Origin of the sequence: Alistipes sp. i18-0019-D1 (assembly GCF_042852885.1) — a bacterium.
In the GTDB taxonomy this organism is placed as follows: Bacteria; Bacteroidota; Bacteroidia; order Bacteroidales; family Rikenellaceae; genus Alistipes.
In genome coordinates this window covers 391,816-405,077 of record NZ_AP031424.1, presented here as the reverse complement: position 1 = coordinate 405,077, position 13,262 = coordinate 391,816, and the positions used below count along the sequence as shown (strand labels likewise).

The 13,262-nt window shown below is 53.8% G+C and carries 13 protein-coding genes and 1 riboswitch; of the genes, 6 read left to right on the top strand and 7 right to left on the bottom strand.

Going from position 1 to position 13,262, the window contains the following annotated elements; all coding sequences use genetic code 11:
- Positions 1–65: 65 nt before the first annotated feature.
- Positions 66–1,637 carry a glycerol-3-phosphate dehydrogenase/oxidase gene (locus ACGHP5_RS01640; RefSeq protein ID WP_337656595.1) on the bottom strand — a complete coding sequence of 524 codons (1,572 nt, stop codon included), beginning with the start codon at positions 1,635–1,637 and terminating at the stop codon, positions 66–68.
- Between the two features lie 203 nt (positions 1,638–1,840).
- Between ACGHP5_RS01640 and ACGHP5_RS01635 the strand changes: the two genes are divergently transcribed.
- The 4 genes from ACGHP5_RS01635 to ACGHP5_RS01620 all read left to right on the top strand — a co-directional run bounded on the left by ACGHP5_RS01635 (position 1,841) and on the right by ACGHP5_RS01620 (position 4,802).
- The gene (locus ACGHP5_RS01635) at positions 1,841–2,635 is read left to right on the top strand and encodes a DeoR/GlpR family DNA-binding transcription regulator (protein ID WP_290531730.1); all 795 of its coding nucleotides are present in this window, start codon (positions 1,841–1,843) and stop codon (positions 2,633–2,635) included.
- Positions 2,636–2,767: 132 nt separating this feature from the next.
- Positions 2,768–3,931, top strand: a complete 1,164-nt coding sequence (locus ACGHP5_RS01630; RefSeq protein ID WP_390567894.1) for a 6-bladed beta-propeller — start codon at positions 2,768–2,770, stop codon at positions 3,929–3,931.
- A gap of 30 nt (positions 3,932–3,961) precedes the next feature.
- Positions 3,962–4,234, top strand: a complete 273-nt coding sequence (locus ACGHP5_RS01625; protein WP_290531728.1) for an NVEALA domain-containing protein — start codon at positions 3,962–3,964, stop codon at positions 4,232–4,234.
- 22 nt (positions 4,235–4,256) lie between these two features.
- Positions 4,257–4,802 carry a hypothetical protein gene (locus ACGHP5_RS01620; protein WP_290531727.1) on the top strand — a complete coding sequence of 182 codons (546 nt, stop codon included), beginning with the start codon at positions 4,257–4,259 and terminating at the stop codon, positions 4,800–4,802.
- Positions 4,803–4,853: 51 nt separating this feature from the next.
- Here ACGHP5_RS01620 and ACGHP5_RS01615 read toward each other — a convergent pair whose 3' ends face one another.
- Positions 4,854–5,618 carry a glycerophosphodiester phosphodiesterase family protein gene (locus ACGHP5_RS01615; protein WP_290531726.1) on the bottom strand — a complete coding sequence of 255 codons (765 nt, stop codon included), beginning with the start codon at positions 5,616–5,618 and terminating at the stop codon, positions 4,854–4,856.
- A 262-nt stretch (positions 5,619–5,880) separates the two neighbouring features.
- Between ACGHP5_RS01615 and galK the strand changes: the two genes are divergently transcribed.
- Positions 5,881–7,008, top strand: coding sequence for a galactokinase (galK, locus tag ACGHP5_RS01610; RefSeq protein ID WP_337772027.1), 1,128 nt, complete (start codon positions 5,881–5,883; stop codon positions 7,006–7,008).
- Positions 7,009–7,078: 70 nt separating this feature from the next.
- Here galK and ACGHP5_RS01605 read toward each other — a convergent pair whose 3' ends face one another.
- The 3 genes from ACGHP5_RS01605 to fabD all read right to left on the bottom strand — a co-directional run bounded on the left by ACGHP5_RS01605 (position 7,079) and on the right by fabD (position 9,881).
- Positions 7,079–7,609, bottom strand: a complete 531-nt coding sequence (locus tag ACGHP5_RS01605; protein WP_337772028.1) for a GNAT family protein — start codon at positions 7,607–7,609, stop codon at positions 7,079–7,081.
- Positions 7,609–8,838, bottom strand: coding sequence for an ROK family transcriptional regulator (locus ACGHP5_RS01600; RefSeq protein WP_290531723.1), 1,230 nt, complete (start codon positions 8,836–8,838; stop codon positions 7,609–7,611). Before ACGHP5_RS01600 ends, ACGHP5_RS01605 begins: the two co-directional genes overlap by 1 nt.
- A gap of 161 nt (positions 8,839–8,999) precedes the next feature.
- Positions 9,000–9,881: an ACP S-malonyltransferase gene (gene fabD, locus ACGHP5_RS01595; RefSeq protein ID WP_295904665.1), complete on the bottom strand. Its 882-nt coding sequence runs from the start codon at positions 9,879–9,881 to the stop codon at positions 9,000–9,002.
- A gap of 49 nt (positions 9,882–9,930) precedes the next feature.
- A riboswitch (cobalamin riboswitch) is annotated at positions 9,931–10,134 on the top strand.
- A 159-nt stretch (positions 10,135–10,293) separates the two neighbouring features.
- Between fabD and ACGHP5_RS01590 the strand changes: the two genes are divergently transcribed.
- The gene (locus ACGHP5_RS01590) at positions 10,294–11,130 is read left to right on the top strand and encodes a DUF4465 domain-containing protein (protein WP_337772032.1); all 837 of its coding nucleotides are present in this window, start codon (positions 10,294–10,296) and stop codon (positions 11,128–11,130) included.
- A gap of 111 nt (positions 11,131–11,241) precedes the next feature.
- Here the strand turns inward: ACGHP5_RS01590 and ACGHP5_RS01585 are convergent, their stop codons facing one another.
- Together ACGHP5_RS01585 and nagB are read right to left on the bottom strand one after the other, a co-directional pair.
- The gene (locus tag ACGHP5_RS01585) at positions 11,242–12,267 is read right to left on the bottom strand and encodes a LacI family DNA-binding transcriptional regulator (protein WP_337772034.1); all 1,026 of its coding nucleotides are present in this window, start codon (positions 12,265–12,267) and stop codon (positions 11,242–11,244) included.
- A gap of 161 nt (positions 12,268–12,428) precedes the next feature.
- Positions 12,429–13,229 (bottom strand): glucosamine-6-phosphate deaminase, encoded by an 801-nt coding sequence (gene nagB / locus ACGHP5_RS01580; protein WP_290531719.1) that lies wholly within the window; start codon positions 13,227–13,229, stop codon positions 12,429–12,431.
- Between the last annotated feature and the right edge of the window lie 33 nt (positions 13,230–13,262).

Below are 13,262 nucleotides of genomic sequence, written 5' to 3'. Positions count from 1 at the left end.
TCCAAAGCCCCTCCTTTGCAGGACGGGGCTTCGGGGATATTCGGGTTTCGGGGATTCAGGCGGTTTTAATTTTCCTCAAAGATATAATTTTTTGCCATCTTCGTGAAACTTTCGACCTGCGCATCGATCCATGCCTGGTCGCGGCCCAGTTCGCGGGCCATCGTTTCGGCGACCTTCGGGGCGGCGGCCATCGCCTCGCGGGCGTCGACGAAAAGCAGCCGCACGCGGCGCGCCAGCACGTCCTCGACCGAAAGGGCCATCTCTTCGCGCACGGCCCATACCACCTCGGCCAGCGTGTAGCCGAACTTCGGCGAGAGTTTTTCGCCCAGCGCCGGGTTCTCCTTGATCAGGTTCAGGATCTTCGGCTCGTCCGAACCGTAAACGTACATATGGTCGGCGAGGTTGGGATTCTTGCGGTAGCCGTGGATATGGAATTTCTTGGTCACGCACTTGCGCTCGGGAAGGCCCGCTACCTCGATGGCCTTGTCCACCGTGTCCTCGGCCATCAGGCGGTAGGAGGTCCATTTGCCGCCGGTGATCGTCACCAGGCCGTTGTCCGAGGTGATGACCTTGTGGCTGCGCGAAATCTCCTTCGTGTTCTTGCCCTCTTTCTTGGGCGCCGCCAGCGGACGCTGGCCCGCGAATACCGAGAGGATGTCCTTGTAGGTGGGGGCCGGGTTCATGTAGAGTCCCGCCGTACCGAGGATGAAGTCGATCTCCTCCTTCAGCGGACGCGGCTCCTCCTCCGGAGTGGGGCGCACGATGTCGGTGGTTCCGACCACGACCTTGTCGTGCCAGGGCACGGCGAACAGCACGCGGCCGTCCGAGGTCTTGGGAACCATGATCGCATAGTCGCTTTGCAGGAATTTCATGTCCAGTACGATGTGCACGCCCTGGCTCGGGGTGACCATCTTGCGGTGTTCGGGGCTGTCCATGTGCATGATGTCGTCGACGAAGCAGCCGGCGGCGTTCACGACGCTGCGCGCCTTGACCGTATACTCCTCGCCGGTGGTGTTGTCGACGAACTTCACGCCGGCGACCTTGCCCGCCTCATTGTGCAGGATGCCCGTCACGGTGGCCTCGTTGACGACCGTGCCGCCGTTCTCGACGCAGGTCTGGGCGAGGTTGATGGCCATGCGCGAGTCGTCGAACTGACCGTCGTGGTAGACCACGCCGCCCTTCAGTCCCTTTTCGACCGAAGTGGGGATGTATTTCATCACCTTCTTGGCGGAGATGTACTTCGAACGTCCGTAGCCGAAGCCGAACGAAAGCAGGTCGTAGAAGGTCAGGCCGCAGAAGTAGAGGAAGTTGTCCCAGTAGCGGTAGTTCGAGATGACGAACGCCTGGTCCTTCACCAGGTGCGGGGCGTTGGCCTTCATGCGGCCGCGCTCGCGCAACGCTTCGAGCACCAGCATCACGTCGCCCTTTTGCAGGTAGCGCACGCCGCCGTGCACGAGTTTGGTCGAACGGCTCGACGTACATTTCGCAAAGTCGGTCTTCTCCAGGCAGGCTACGCTCATGCCGCGCGTGGCTGCGTCCACCGCGACGCCCAGTCCGGTCGCACCGCCGCCTACGACTACCATGTCCCAGATTTTGCCCTTGTCGGACAGCTTTTTGATTTGTGATGCTCTTTCCATAAGTATCGGTTTGTTGATTGATTTCGTTTCGGAACAAAAGTACAAATGATTTCGGCTATTTCAAAATAAAATGGCTTTTAATTTGAAATATTCTGATCGGACGCTTTATTTCTGCCGGGAAGGAAAATATTCGCGGCGAAATGTGCGTGTTTCGAATATTTTTCCTATATTAGTCTCTCGAAACTTTAAAATTTTAATTGCGCATGAACAAACCAGGTGAAGAACCCATTTTGAGCCTTCCGGAACGGCACAGCCGCATCCTCTCGCTGTTGCAGCAGAACGGTTCGATTTCGGTGACGCAGCTCTCCGAGCTTTTCAAGGTTTCGGAAGTGACCATCCGCAAGGACCTGTCCTACCTCGAACAGCAGAAGAAGCTCTACCGCACCCACGGCAGCGCCATCCTCATAAGTCCCTATATCAGCGACCGTCACGTCAACGAAAAGGAGAAGAAGAACGTGGCCGAGAAGCGGGCCATCGGCGCGGCCGCTGCGGCGCTGATCTCGCAGGACGATTCGATCATCATCGCTTCGGGAACGACGATGGCTTTCCTGGCCCGGGAGATCAAGCCCGTCGGTCACCTGACGGTCATCACGGCAGCGGTTCCCGTGACCCAGATCCTCTCGCAGCACGCCGATGTGGATGTCCTCCAGCTGGGCGGTATCACCCGCAGCAGTTCGGTGTCGGTCGTGGGTCCCTTTGCCGAGGCGATGCTCCGCAACTTCAATTGCAGCAAACTGTTCGTCGGCGTGGACGGTATCGACACGGAGTTCGGTCTGACGACGACCAACATGCTCGAAGCCTCGCTGAACGATGCGATGATCAATGCCGCGCAGAAGGTCGTGGTGCTGGCCGATTCGTCGAAATTCGGCCGCCGCGGATTCAGCAAGATCTGCGACCTGGAGGCTGTAGACCGCATCATCACCGACAGCGGCGTGCAGCAGCTTTACCTGGACCGCCTGCGCGAGCGCGGCATCGAGGTGACGGTGGTGGATGTCTGAGATTGTAGTTTATTTGGAGAAAAACTTGCCCCAAGGCATTTATTGTCTTGGGGCAAGTTTTTATTTCTAAATAATCGGCTTAAAATTGTATATTTTGTTATGTATTTGTATATAATATTTATTAATAGCTGTATGGGTATCAACAAATTTATAATCGGATGTTTGATTCTGGGACTTCAAGGATGTAGGCCAAAAGTAACGATGGATATCCCGGAAATTAATCCACTTAAAATAACAAAGTCAATCGATCAAATTGATAAATATGTTAATCGAGTGGAAGTAATTAATCTGTCGTCTCCGGACTCAATTGTTGTTACGGGAATTACAAAACTTCTTTTGGATAAGAAGGGGAATTTTATTTTAATGGATGGAACGCGTTTATATCGATTTAGTAATAAGGGGGAATTCCAAAGACAATATGGTAATGTAGGACGTGGACCCGGTGAATATCTTAAAATATATGACATTAGCCTAAATAAAGATCATACCGAACTATGGTGTTTAAACCATATGAATGCAATTATAAAATATGATCTTACCACAGGTAAATATATTGAGACTGTTTCAACGCACTCTCCTAAATTGAAAATTCCGAATGCCTCGGCTTTAATTCCGGCTGATGATAACGGCTTTTACTTGTATGTGCCTAATCCGAGCGATGAAAGCAATCTAAAAAATCCGTTTTATTGTTTGAAACGATTCGATAAAAAAGGAAAATTGGTCGAGGAAGAGTTGTTACGGATGGATTTCAATATTAATATGAATATGATTCCGTTCGTAACACAGAATTTTGATAATACTTATCTGTTGAAACCGCAAGAAAATGAAAATATCTGTTATTGTATTTCGAATCATGGATTATCTAAAAAAGTAAAGATTCATTTCGGAAATGAGAATATTCCTCCATTATTTTCATTTCAGAATGTTCAAAATCCTTGGTTGAACTTGGAAAAATTTATGGCTTCCGATTATTTTAAACTTCCTTTTAATATTCAGGAAACCAAAAAGAAGTTGTTTTTGTCGGCATTTGGCCCTTACAATAGAATCTATTATTTTTTGGTCGATAAAGACATTATGCAAGGAATCAATTGGAACAGCGGAGATAAATTCGAAACAACACCTTTTTTCATCGTAGGTTCGGACGAGGAATTTTTTTATGGTGTATTCGATAAATATCTCGATCCTTCTGTAAATACTGAAAATTTGGATCCTATGTTAGCGTATCTGATGACTGTTCAGCATTTGCATCTTAATGAGGACGATAATCCGATAATTGTTAAAATTAAATTTGAATAGAACCTTATTATTAATCTAAACTGCAAAACTATGAAAGCAAATTTCTTTTATGTTGTGGCTATTATTGTTATAGCTGCTATTACGTTAGGCGTAAATTACAAAAAGGTAAAAACGGTAAAACTATTACTGGAGAATGTCGAGGCTTTAGCGTGGGGAGAAGGGCCTGGCGATGAAGATCACAGGCGAGACCAAGCTGTAAATTGTCCGGAAGAGGGTAAGGGGGCTTGGAATGTGAAAACGGGATGTTGTTGGGGATATACGACGTGTCGATTCGAAATCTGTGAAGGTCAAAGCGGATGCTGAATGCAATTGTAATAATTAAAATATGATTAAAAATAAATACATATTTCGTTTATTTATTGCTCTTGTATTCATATTATTTTTTGTAAATGTCTTTCAGATAATTTGTAATCGGAGGTTGATTGATGGGTTAGAGCAATTGTGTGGTATAAATAAGTCTTATGCATCTTATATAAATAAAAGTTTTTCTCAAATACGAGTTGATGAAAACATTATTTCACATGTAAAGAATCTGGGAACGTTATATGCTGTGAATATGCAAGATGTATATGTCGCTTATATATCTCCGAATGTTTGTCGATCTTGTTTATCTAGTTTGTATACATCATTAAAGGATATAGAAAAAGAAACTAGTGATGTTTTATTTATTAGTGGAATAAAAGATATTCAATTAAAACGGGAAGCACAATCTTTTGGCTTTAAAAATTTTCTTTTTGACGAAGAAAGCATTTTTTCTACCATTCATATGGCTGATGTCCTTTTTTTTAAATATGATCCGGTTTTAGAAAAAGTTGATTGTATTCGTTACGATGACAAGTCTTTTCCAATTTTAAAGTTATTCGTTGATTAAGAGAAATGAGCAAGCTATTCAGCTGCTCATTTCTCTTAATTATGGGAACCCCTATTTCTTCAGCAGGGCCTGCAGACGCTCGGGGTAGTCGGTGGTGATGTAATCCACGCCCAGGTCGATGAAATATTTCATGTCCGCCTCTTCGTCCACGGTCCAGACGTTGACTTCGAGTCCCAGGTCGTGGGCCTGCTTCACCCATTCGGGATTTTTGCGGAGCACCTTCATCGAGTAGTCGATGCCGGACAGCCCCAGTTTCTTGATGCTCTTGGGAGCCAGGTCGCCGTTGAGGTAGTAGATTTTGGTGTCGGGAATGAGCTTCTTGAATGCCATGCAGGCGTTGATCGAGAAGGCGATGATCTCCGTACGGTCCAGCACGCCGTATTTCTTGAGCTGCTTGACGATCTTTTTGGCGGCGAGGTCCTCGCGGTTGTAATCCGAAAGCGACTTCATTTCGAGAATCAGGCGCGTGTCGGGTTTCGAGGCGACGAGCTTCAGGTAGGCGTCGAACGTGGGGATGTTCTCGCCGTTGGGCAGCACGATGGCCGTGATCTCCTTGGCGGTGGATTTCTCCATGTTGACGTCCGTGCCTTTGTAAACCCGGTCGTGGTTGACGATCAGTTTGTCGTCGGCGGTGAGCCATACGTCGATTTCCGAGCCGAAGACACCGATGGCGTCGGCTTTCGTGAACGAAGCGATCGAGTTCTGCGCCGATTCGGGGGCGGTCCAGTAACCGCGGTGCGCGATTACCTTGGGTTGGGCGACGACGGCGCCCCCTGCTAACAGCATGGCGGCGGCCAAAATGAGGTTTTTTGTCATATCGTTTGAAATGTTAGTTGGTGACTTCTGAAACGAAACCATTACAAAGGTAGCAAACATTTCCGGATTTACAAGTCGAAAGGGAATCAAAACTTTTGTTTTCATAGAGATGTCACCGCAGCCGTTTTCGGGCATTTCGGGCGCGAAAAGGTCGATTTTTATTGTTAATTGAAACAAAATTATGCCGGGCGTCACGGATTTTTTCCTATCTTCGTGCAATCCGATTCCGGATACTCAAACTTAAAACCACAAAATAAGAGCCATGAAAGAAAAAGTCAGCAAGAAATTCAACGAACTTTACGGCGAGGGAGCTATCCTGTTCGCCTCTCCGGGCCGCATCAACCTGATCGGCGAGCACACGGACTACAACGGGGGCTTCGTCTTCCCGGGGGCGGTCGATAAGGGGATTGTCGCAGCGATCCGGCTCAACGGCACGGACAGGGTGCACGCCTATGCGCTCGACCTGGGCGAAAGCTCGGAGTTCGGTCTGAACGAGGCGGACAAACCGGCCGAGAGCTGGGCATGCTACATCTTCGGCGTCTGCCGCGAGATTCAGAAGCGCGGCGGCAAGATCGGCGGCTTCGACACGGTGTTTGCCGGAGACGTGCCCCTGGGCGCCGGCATGTCGTCGTCGGCAGCGCTGGAGTCGACCTATGCCTTTGCGCTGAACGACCTCTATAACTGCGGTATCGACAAGTTCGAACTGGCGAAGATCGGCCAGTCGACCGAACACAACTACTGCGGCGTAAACTGCGGCATCATGGACCAGTTCGCCTCGGTTTTCGGAAAGAAGGGCAACCTGATCCGTCTGGACTGCCGTTCGCTGGAGTATGCCTACTTCCCGTTCGACCCGAAGGGCTATAAGTTGGTGCTGCTGGATTCGCGCGTGAAGCACGAACTGGTAGGCTCTCCGTACAACGACCGCCGCGCTTCGTGCGAGCGCGTTGCGAAAGTGCTGGGCCAGGAGTTCCTGCGCGGCGCCACGATGGAGCAGCTTGAAGCTATCAAAGATCAGATTTCGGAGGAGGATTACAAGCGTGCCCGCTATGTGATCGGCGAGGAAAAGCGCGTTCTGGATGTGTGCGAGGCGCTCGAAAAGGGCGACTACGAGACCGTCGGCAAGCGCATGTACGAGACCCACTGGGGCATGTCGAAGGACTACGAGGTGTCGTGCGAGGAGCTGGACTTCCTGGCGGAGGTCGCCGAGGAGTGCGGCGTGACGGGTTCGCGCATCATGGGCGGCGGTTTCGGCGGCTGCACGATCAACCTGGTGAAGGACGAACTTTACGACAAGTTCATCGCCACGGCCAAGGAGAAGTTCAATGCCAAATACGGCCACGAACCGAAGGTTTACGACGTTGTGATCTCCGACGGTTCGCGCCGGCTGTAACCGCTGTCGAACTGCCGAATGAAAAATCCCGATACTCACGAGTATCGGGATTTTTATATGCCGGAGGTGGCTATTCCAGCATTTTTTGCAGCATCACTTCGTCGTGGTAGCCGTCGGCCCGCCACTGCCAATCGCGCTTCGTGCCGATCTCGGTGAATCCGGCGTTGCGGAACAGGCGCAGGCTCGCTTCGTTGTCGGCCCCGACGTTGCACCACAACTGATGCGCGCGCAGCGTATCGTGTGCATAGCGGCAGAGGGTCTCCACGGCGTCGGAGGCGTAGCCGCGTCCCCGGTCGCTCTGTTCGTAGATGAGGATGCCGACGCCCGCCCGGCGGTGGATCGGGTCGTATTCGAACAGGTCGATCGCCCCGACCGGTTTGGAACTTGACAGCGTCTCGATGATCAGCCGCAGCTGTCCGTCGCAGAGCACCCCGGCGATGCCCTGCTGCCGTTCGACGAAGCGTTCCAGCTGATGGCGCGAGAACGGCTCCGTCGTACCGCTGACCGGCCAGATGTCGCAGTCGTTCTCCCACTCGTACATCAGGTCGACGTCGCCCGGCTCCACGGCCCGCAGGCGGATGGTGCGGCCCTCGATGTTCATTACAGGCCGATGATCTTGTTCCGGATAAGCATGGCCACGCCCCAGGCGTTGGCATTCTCGGTCATCTTCGACACGCGGAACTTGGTGTCTTTGTACACCAGGTTGAGCGAATATTTGTTCGTCGCCGATTTGAGCGGCAGCATGATGTAGTCGCCCGCCGCCGCGAGGTTGCCGCCGACGATGACCGTCTCGGGATTGAACGTGTTGATCAGGAACGCAACGGCCTTGCCGACCTTCTCGCCCGCCTCCTCGATCAGTTCGATCGAAAGGTTGTCGTCATTCTTCGCCGCGGCGATGATGTCGTCGATATGGATGGTCTTCTGCTGGTCGTATTTCTCCTTGAGGATGGTGTTCACGCCCTTCTGGATCAGATGGCACATTTTGTCCTCGATGGCGATACCCGAAACTTCGGTTTCGAGGCAGCCCTTCTTGCCGCACGAACAGATGATCTCGTTGTCGAAGAAGGGGATGTGCCCGAACTCGCCCGCGAAACCGCTCTTGCCGTAGTAGAGCTGTCCGTCGACCACGATGCCGATGGCCACGCCGCGGCCCATGTGGAGGTAGAGCACGTTGCTCTCGTCCTTCGACTTGCCGCATGTGTACTCGGCATAGCAGCGGGCGCGGGTGTCGTTCTCCAGCAGTACGCGGATGCCGACGCGCTCTTCGAGCAAGTCGCGCAGCGACTGTTCGCTCGACGTGAAGTATTTGTAACTGCGGCCCGTGTCGGGATTCACGCGCCCCGTCATGCAGACGCCCAGCCCGAGAATCTTGCCCCGGTCGATGCCGCATGTGGCGATGAAGTTCTCGATGCCCGAACAGATGCGCTCGATGCACTGCGGACGGTCGAGCAACTCGAACGTGAAGTCGTTCTCCTCCTTGATGATGTTGTTCTGCAGGTCGGTGATCAGGAAGCGCATGTTGTCACGACCGACGTTCACCCCGGCGAAATAGATCGCCGAGTTGGCCAGGCCGAAGATGTTGGGGCGCCGTCCGCCCGGGGTTTCCACCTTGCCCAGGTCCGTCACGATGTTCTCGTCGACCAGCTCCTGGACCAGTTTGGTGATCGTGGGGACACTGATGTGAAGCTCTTTGGTAAGCTCCGAAAGCGTGCATTCTCCGTTGACAGCCATGTGCGCAATGATGTTGCGCTTGATGATGCTGTTTTTGTGCGTAATGCCCTTCAGGGCGTCGTCTTCGTGTTTGTTGAAAAATTCGGTAAGTGATGTCATCCTTCCAGTCTCATTTTTAACTAACTCTGCAAATATAATGAGTATCTTTAATAAATGCAACAAGTTTTTAATAAAATTTAATAAATTTTGCTTCAAAATGAGAGATGAAAAATTAACGCCCTGATTTTCAGGGCGTTAATTTTTAAGCGGGACTTTTTGTTTTATAAAGTCGATTTCGATTCCACAACTGCGTTGGGGTCCACCTTGCGGATGAGTCCCTGCAGCACGCTGCCGGGGCCGAGTTCGGTGAATTCCGTCACGCCGTCGGCCAGCATGTTCTTCACGATGTAGGTCCAGCGCACGGGGGCCGTCAGCTGGGCGATCAGGTTGGCCTTGATGGCGGCGGGGTCGGTATAAGGCTTGGCGTCGACGTTCTGGTAGATCGGGCACACGGGCGTCTGGAACGGTGCTTCGGCAATGGCCTTTTCGAGTTCCTGCTTGGCTGGCTCCATCAGCGGCGAGTGGAACGCTCCGCCCACCGGCAGGCGCAGCGCACGACGCGCTCCGGCGGCCTTGGCCTTTTCGCAGGCGGCGTCTACGGCCTCCACGGCGCCCGAGATCACCAGCTGGCCCGGGCAGTTGTAGTTGGCGGCGACGACCACGCCGTCGGTCGAAGCGCAGATTTCCTCCACGACCTTGTCTTCGAGGCCGAGAATGGCGGCCATCGTTCCCGGCTGGGCCTCGCAGGCGGCCTGCATGGCCATTGCGCGCTTCGATACGAGTTTCAGGCCGTCCTCGAACGAGAGGGCGCCGGCAACCACGAGGGCCGAGAATTCGCCGAGCGAGTGTCCGGCGGCGGCATCGGGCTTCACGCCCAGCGCCTTGGCCATGACGACCGAGTGGAGGAATACGGCGGGCTGGGTGACACGGGTCTGCTTCAGCTCCTCGTCCGTACCGGCGAACATGATGTCGGTGATGCGGAAACCGAGAATCTCGTTGGCTTTCTCGAAGAGTTCCTTCGCAGCCGGAACCTTGTCGTAGAGGTCTTTGCCCATTCCGACGGCCTGGGCGCCCTGGCCCGGGAATACGTATGCGTGCTTCATAATTTTTTCGAATTTTATGTTTGCAGGGGCAAAGATACGAATTTATTTCCTAAATTTGCACCGCAATGGTTCACAAAGGGCCGGGCAAGGCCCCGTGTGATTAAATGGGAATGCCGTGAAAATCGGCAGCAGTTCCCGTTGCTGTAAGTTCCGAAAGTTGCCGCGACACGCTGAAAGCCACTGGTCCGAGAGGACCGGGAAGGCGTTGCGGCAGGGACGAGCCAGAAGACCTGCCTTGCAGCTTCCCGACGAGGAAGAATCTTTTTTCGGGGTGTGTCTGCGGAGAACGGAGCATCGCAAGTCTTGGTATTTCGTGGCTGAAATGCGGGTATGGACGTGAAAAAGGTTCGATTCCGGGAGGTTCCGGGACCGGATTTTTTATTTTACGAACATACTTAAAATCAAACGAAAGATGAAAAAACTCTTGCTTTTCGCATTTGCGGCCTTCGCTTTGGCCGCCTGCTCGGACGAGGACAATACGGTGGAACCTCGTTACGACGTAATTTCTTTTGAAAAGAGCGAAGGGATGCTCGATGTGGCTGAAATGCCCGTTGAATTGCGCGATGTTACGATTGCCGGGGACTGGGCCGGCGGTGACTTTAGCAATGTGTTGTGCGGTAAGGAGTATATGATGGACGAGGATTTCAACGGAACTTATTTCGACGGCCTGCTCTTTACGACGGCCGATAAAAAGATCGGATTCGGGTCTTATTTCACCGACAACAAATATAGTTCCTATGGAGCTTCCGACGTTTGGGGCGGATTTGTCCTTTCGCAGAACTTCAGCAAGAGGAGCAACGGCGGTTCGGCCGATTACAGCAAGGATGGATTTTCCGCCTGGGCGACGGCCGGAGCCAATGCAAGCGCTACGTTTGCAATCGCTTATGACAATGGCTACGGGGTTTACAATTACCATACGCCGAAGATTGAATTTACCGAGCCGCGCAAAGTGGCCTATTTGTACCTGGCCAATGCGACCGTGGCGGCGCAATATACCAGCCGTGTTGAGAATTACTGGTTCAAAGTCGTTGTGACGGGGTATCTCAAAAATGCCGAGGGCGGTAGCGTGGAACAGACGCTCATCGAGGGTGAAAACATTGCCGCCGACTGGGTGAAGGTCGATTGTTCGTCGCTGGGCGAGGTGGACGAACTGCGTTTCAAGGTTCAGTCGAACGATATGAGCGGCAATTATCTGAACTGCCCGGCTTATTTCTGTGTCGACGAAATCGGACTGATTGCCGAGAAGTAATTTAGAGATTAGTTTCCGGAGAAAGACCCGCAGGACTTCATTGTTTTGCGGGTCTTTCGTATCGGGGAACCGGGGACGACCGGGGCCGGGCTGTCCGGGTGGAACGGGAGTTTATTCGTCCCGGAACTCTATGCGGCAGGGCAGCACTACCGATTCGGGAGTCGGGCGGACGGAGCCGGGCGAATGGTTTTCGCGGATTTGCCGCAGCAGGATGCGCACGGCGTGGGCGCTGATCTCTTCGACGGGGAAGCGGGCGACGCTCATCCGGGGCGCGGCCAGACGGAAAAGCGGGTCTTCGTGCATGCAGGCAAGCCCCGGACGCCCGTCGCTGATGCCGATGCCCCGGTCGTGGAAATAGCGCAGGGCCTCGGTGGCGAGGATATGCGTGGTGAAGAAAAAGGCGTCGGTGTCGGGAACCGTGCCGAGGATGCGGTCGAGCGTATCGCAGACGTGCTGCCGGTAGCCGGCGTAGGCAACCTCTCCGTAGAGACGGGGATCGGCGGGCAGTCCCGCTTCCGCCAGCGCACGGAGATAGCCCCTGTACCGCAGCTCCATCGTCGGGAGGTGGGGAAAGGTCGTGATGATGGCGATTTTGCGGAATCCCCGGGCCGTGAGATGGCGGACCAGCGCATGGCTGCCTGCCTCGTTGTCGATCACCACGCAGCCGGCATCCGTTTTCGCGAGGCAGCGGTCGAACAGCACGACCGGACAGCCGCTCTCCGCGAGGCGGTCGACTTCGCGTCCCGAAGCGTCGGCCGGGGCGATGATGATGCCGTCGACCTTCTTCGACCGGAAAAGCCGTATCAGGGCGTTTTCCCGCTCGGTTTCGGAATTCGAACCGGCGATCATCAGCGAGTAGCCTTCCTGCTCGGCTTCCGACTCGATCCGGTCGGCGATGTGGGCGAAGAAGGTGTCCGAAATCGAGGGCAGGATCAGTCCGATGGTTTTCGATACGCCCGTGTTGAGGCTTCGGGCCAGCAGGTTGGGTTCGTATGCCAGGGAGCGGGCGCAGGCCAGCACGCGGCTCTGCGTCTTTGCGCTGATCCCTTTTTTGTCGCCCTGCCCTGAGAGGACCCATGAAACGGTCGTCTTCGAGAGGTTGAGTTTGCAGGCTATGTCTTTGAGTGACGCTCCCACGATTTCTCCGTATAAGCAATGCTCTACAAAGATAAAATTTTTCCGGCATTCGGCAAATAATCCGGCCGTAAAATGACGCCGGGAGTTCTTTATCCGGGCTATGGAAGCAACAGAATCCCGCAGGGCAGGCCCTGCGGGATTTTTTCGTACCGGGAATGCGCTTATTTCGAGATCAGGTTTTCGCGCTCGATGTCCTTGAAGTAGCGGTAGGTGGCCACGCGCAGCTCCTCGGCGGCCGGATCGTCGCAGACCAGGATGCCGTTGGGGTGCACCTGGAGGGCCGAGATGGTCCACTGATGGTTGTAGGAGCCTTCGACGCCGTGGCGCACCGCGCGGGCTTTCTTGTGGCCCGTGGCGAGGATCAGCACCTTCTTGGCCGACAGCACCGTGCCCACGCCGACCGTCAGCGCGGTTTTCGGCACGAGCGAGATGTCGCCGCCGAAGAACCGGGCGTTGACCTGGATCGTGTCCTGCGTCAGCGTCTTGAGGCGCGTGCGGGAGTTGAGCGACGAGAACGGCTCGTTGAAGGCGATGTGCCCGTCTTCGCCCACGCCGCCCATGAAGAGGTCGATGCCTCCGGCCTCGACGATGCGGGCCTCGTAGTCGGCGCACTCCTTGGCCAGGTCGTCGGCGTTGCCGTCGAGAATGTTGACGTTCTCGGGCTTGATGTCGACGTGCTTGAAGAAGTTGTTCCACATGAACGAGTGGTAGCTTTCGGGATGCTCCTCGGGGAGACCCACGTACTCGTCCATGTTGAACGTGATGACGTTCTTGAACGACACTTCGCCCGTTTTGTGGCGGCGGATCAGCTCTTTGTAGGTCTCCAGCGGGGTCGAGCCGGTAGGCAGGCCCAGCACGAAGGGCGACGAGGTGTGCTGCTCCTTGTTCTTGATCTGGGCGATGATGTAATTGGCGGCCCACTGGGCTACCTGCTGCGGGGTATTTTCAATGATTAAGCGCATGGGATGGTGTGTTTTGTTTTTTATGTTTTGGCA

Excerpts from the sequence above, each read along its gene's own strand:
- ACGHP5_RS01600 (WP_290531723.1), bottom strand. The coding sequence starts at position 8,838 with ATGACATCACTTACCGAATTTTTCAACAAACACGAAGACGACGCCCTG.
- ACGHP5_RS01625 (WP_290531728.1), top strand. The coding sequence starts at position 3,962 with ATGAAAGCAAATTTCTTTTATGTTGTGGCTATTATTGTTATAGCTGCT.
- ACGHP5_RS01630 (WP_390567894.1), top strand. The coding sequence starts at position 2,768 with ATGGGTATCAACAAATTTATAATCGGATGTTTGATTCTGGGACTTCAA.
- ACGHP5_RS01590 (WP_337772032.1), top strand. The coding sequence starts at position 10,294 with ATGAAAAAACTCTTGCTTTTCGCATTTGCGGCCTTCGCTTTGGCCGCC.
- nagB (WP_290531719.1), bottom strand. The coding sequence starts at position 13,229 with ATGCGCTTAATCATTGAAAATACCCCGCAGCAGGTAGCCCAGTGGGCC.
- ACGHP5_RS01635 (WP_290531730.1), top strand. The coding sequence starts at position 1,841 with ATGAACAAACCAGGTGAAGAACCCATTTTGAGCCTTCCGGAACGGCAC.
- ACGHP5_RS01605 (WP_337772028.1), bottom strand. The coding sequence starts at position 7,609 with ATGAACATCGAGGGCCGCACCATCCGCCTGCGGGCCGTGGAGCCGGGC.
- galK (WP_337772027.1), top strand. The coding sequence starts at position 5,881 with ATGAAAGAAAAAGTCAGCAAGAAATTCAACGAACTTTACGGCGAGGGA.
- ACGHP5_RS01620 (WP_290531727.1), top strand. The coding sequence starts at position 4,257 with ATGATTAAAAATAAATACATATTTCGTTTATTTATTGCTCTTGTATTC.
- ACGHP5_RS01615 (WP_290531726.1), bottom strand. The coding sequence starts at position 5,618 with ATGACAAAAAACCTCATTTTGGCCGCCGCCATGCTGTTAGCAGGGGGC.
- fabD (WP_295904665.1), bottom strand. The coding sequence starts at position 9,881 with ATGAAGCACGCATACGTATTCCCGGGCCAGGGCGCCCAGGCCGTCGGA.
- ACGHP5_RS01640 (WP_337656595.1), bottom strand. The coding sequence starts at position 1,637 with ATGGAAAGAGCATCACAAATCAAAAAGCTGTCCGACAAGGGCAAAATC.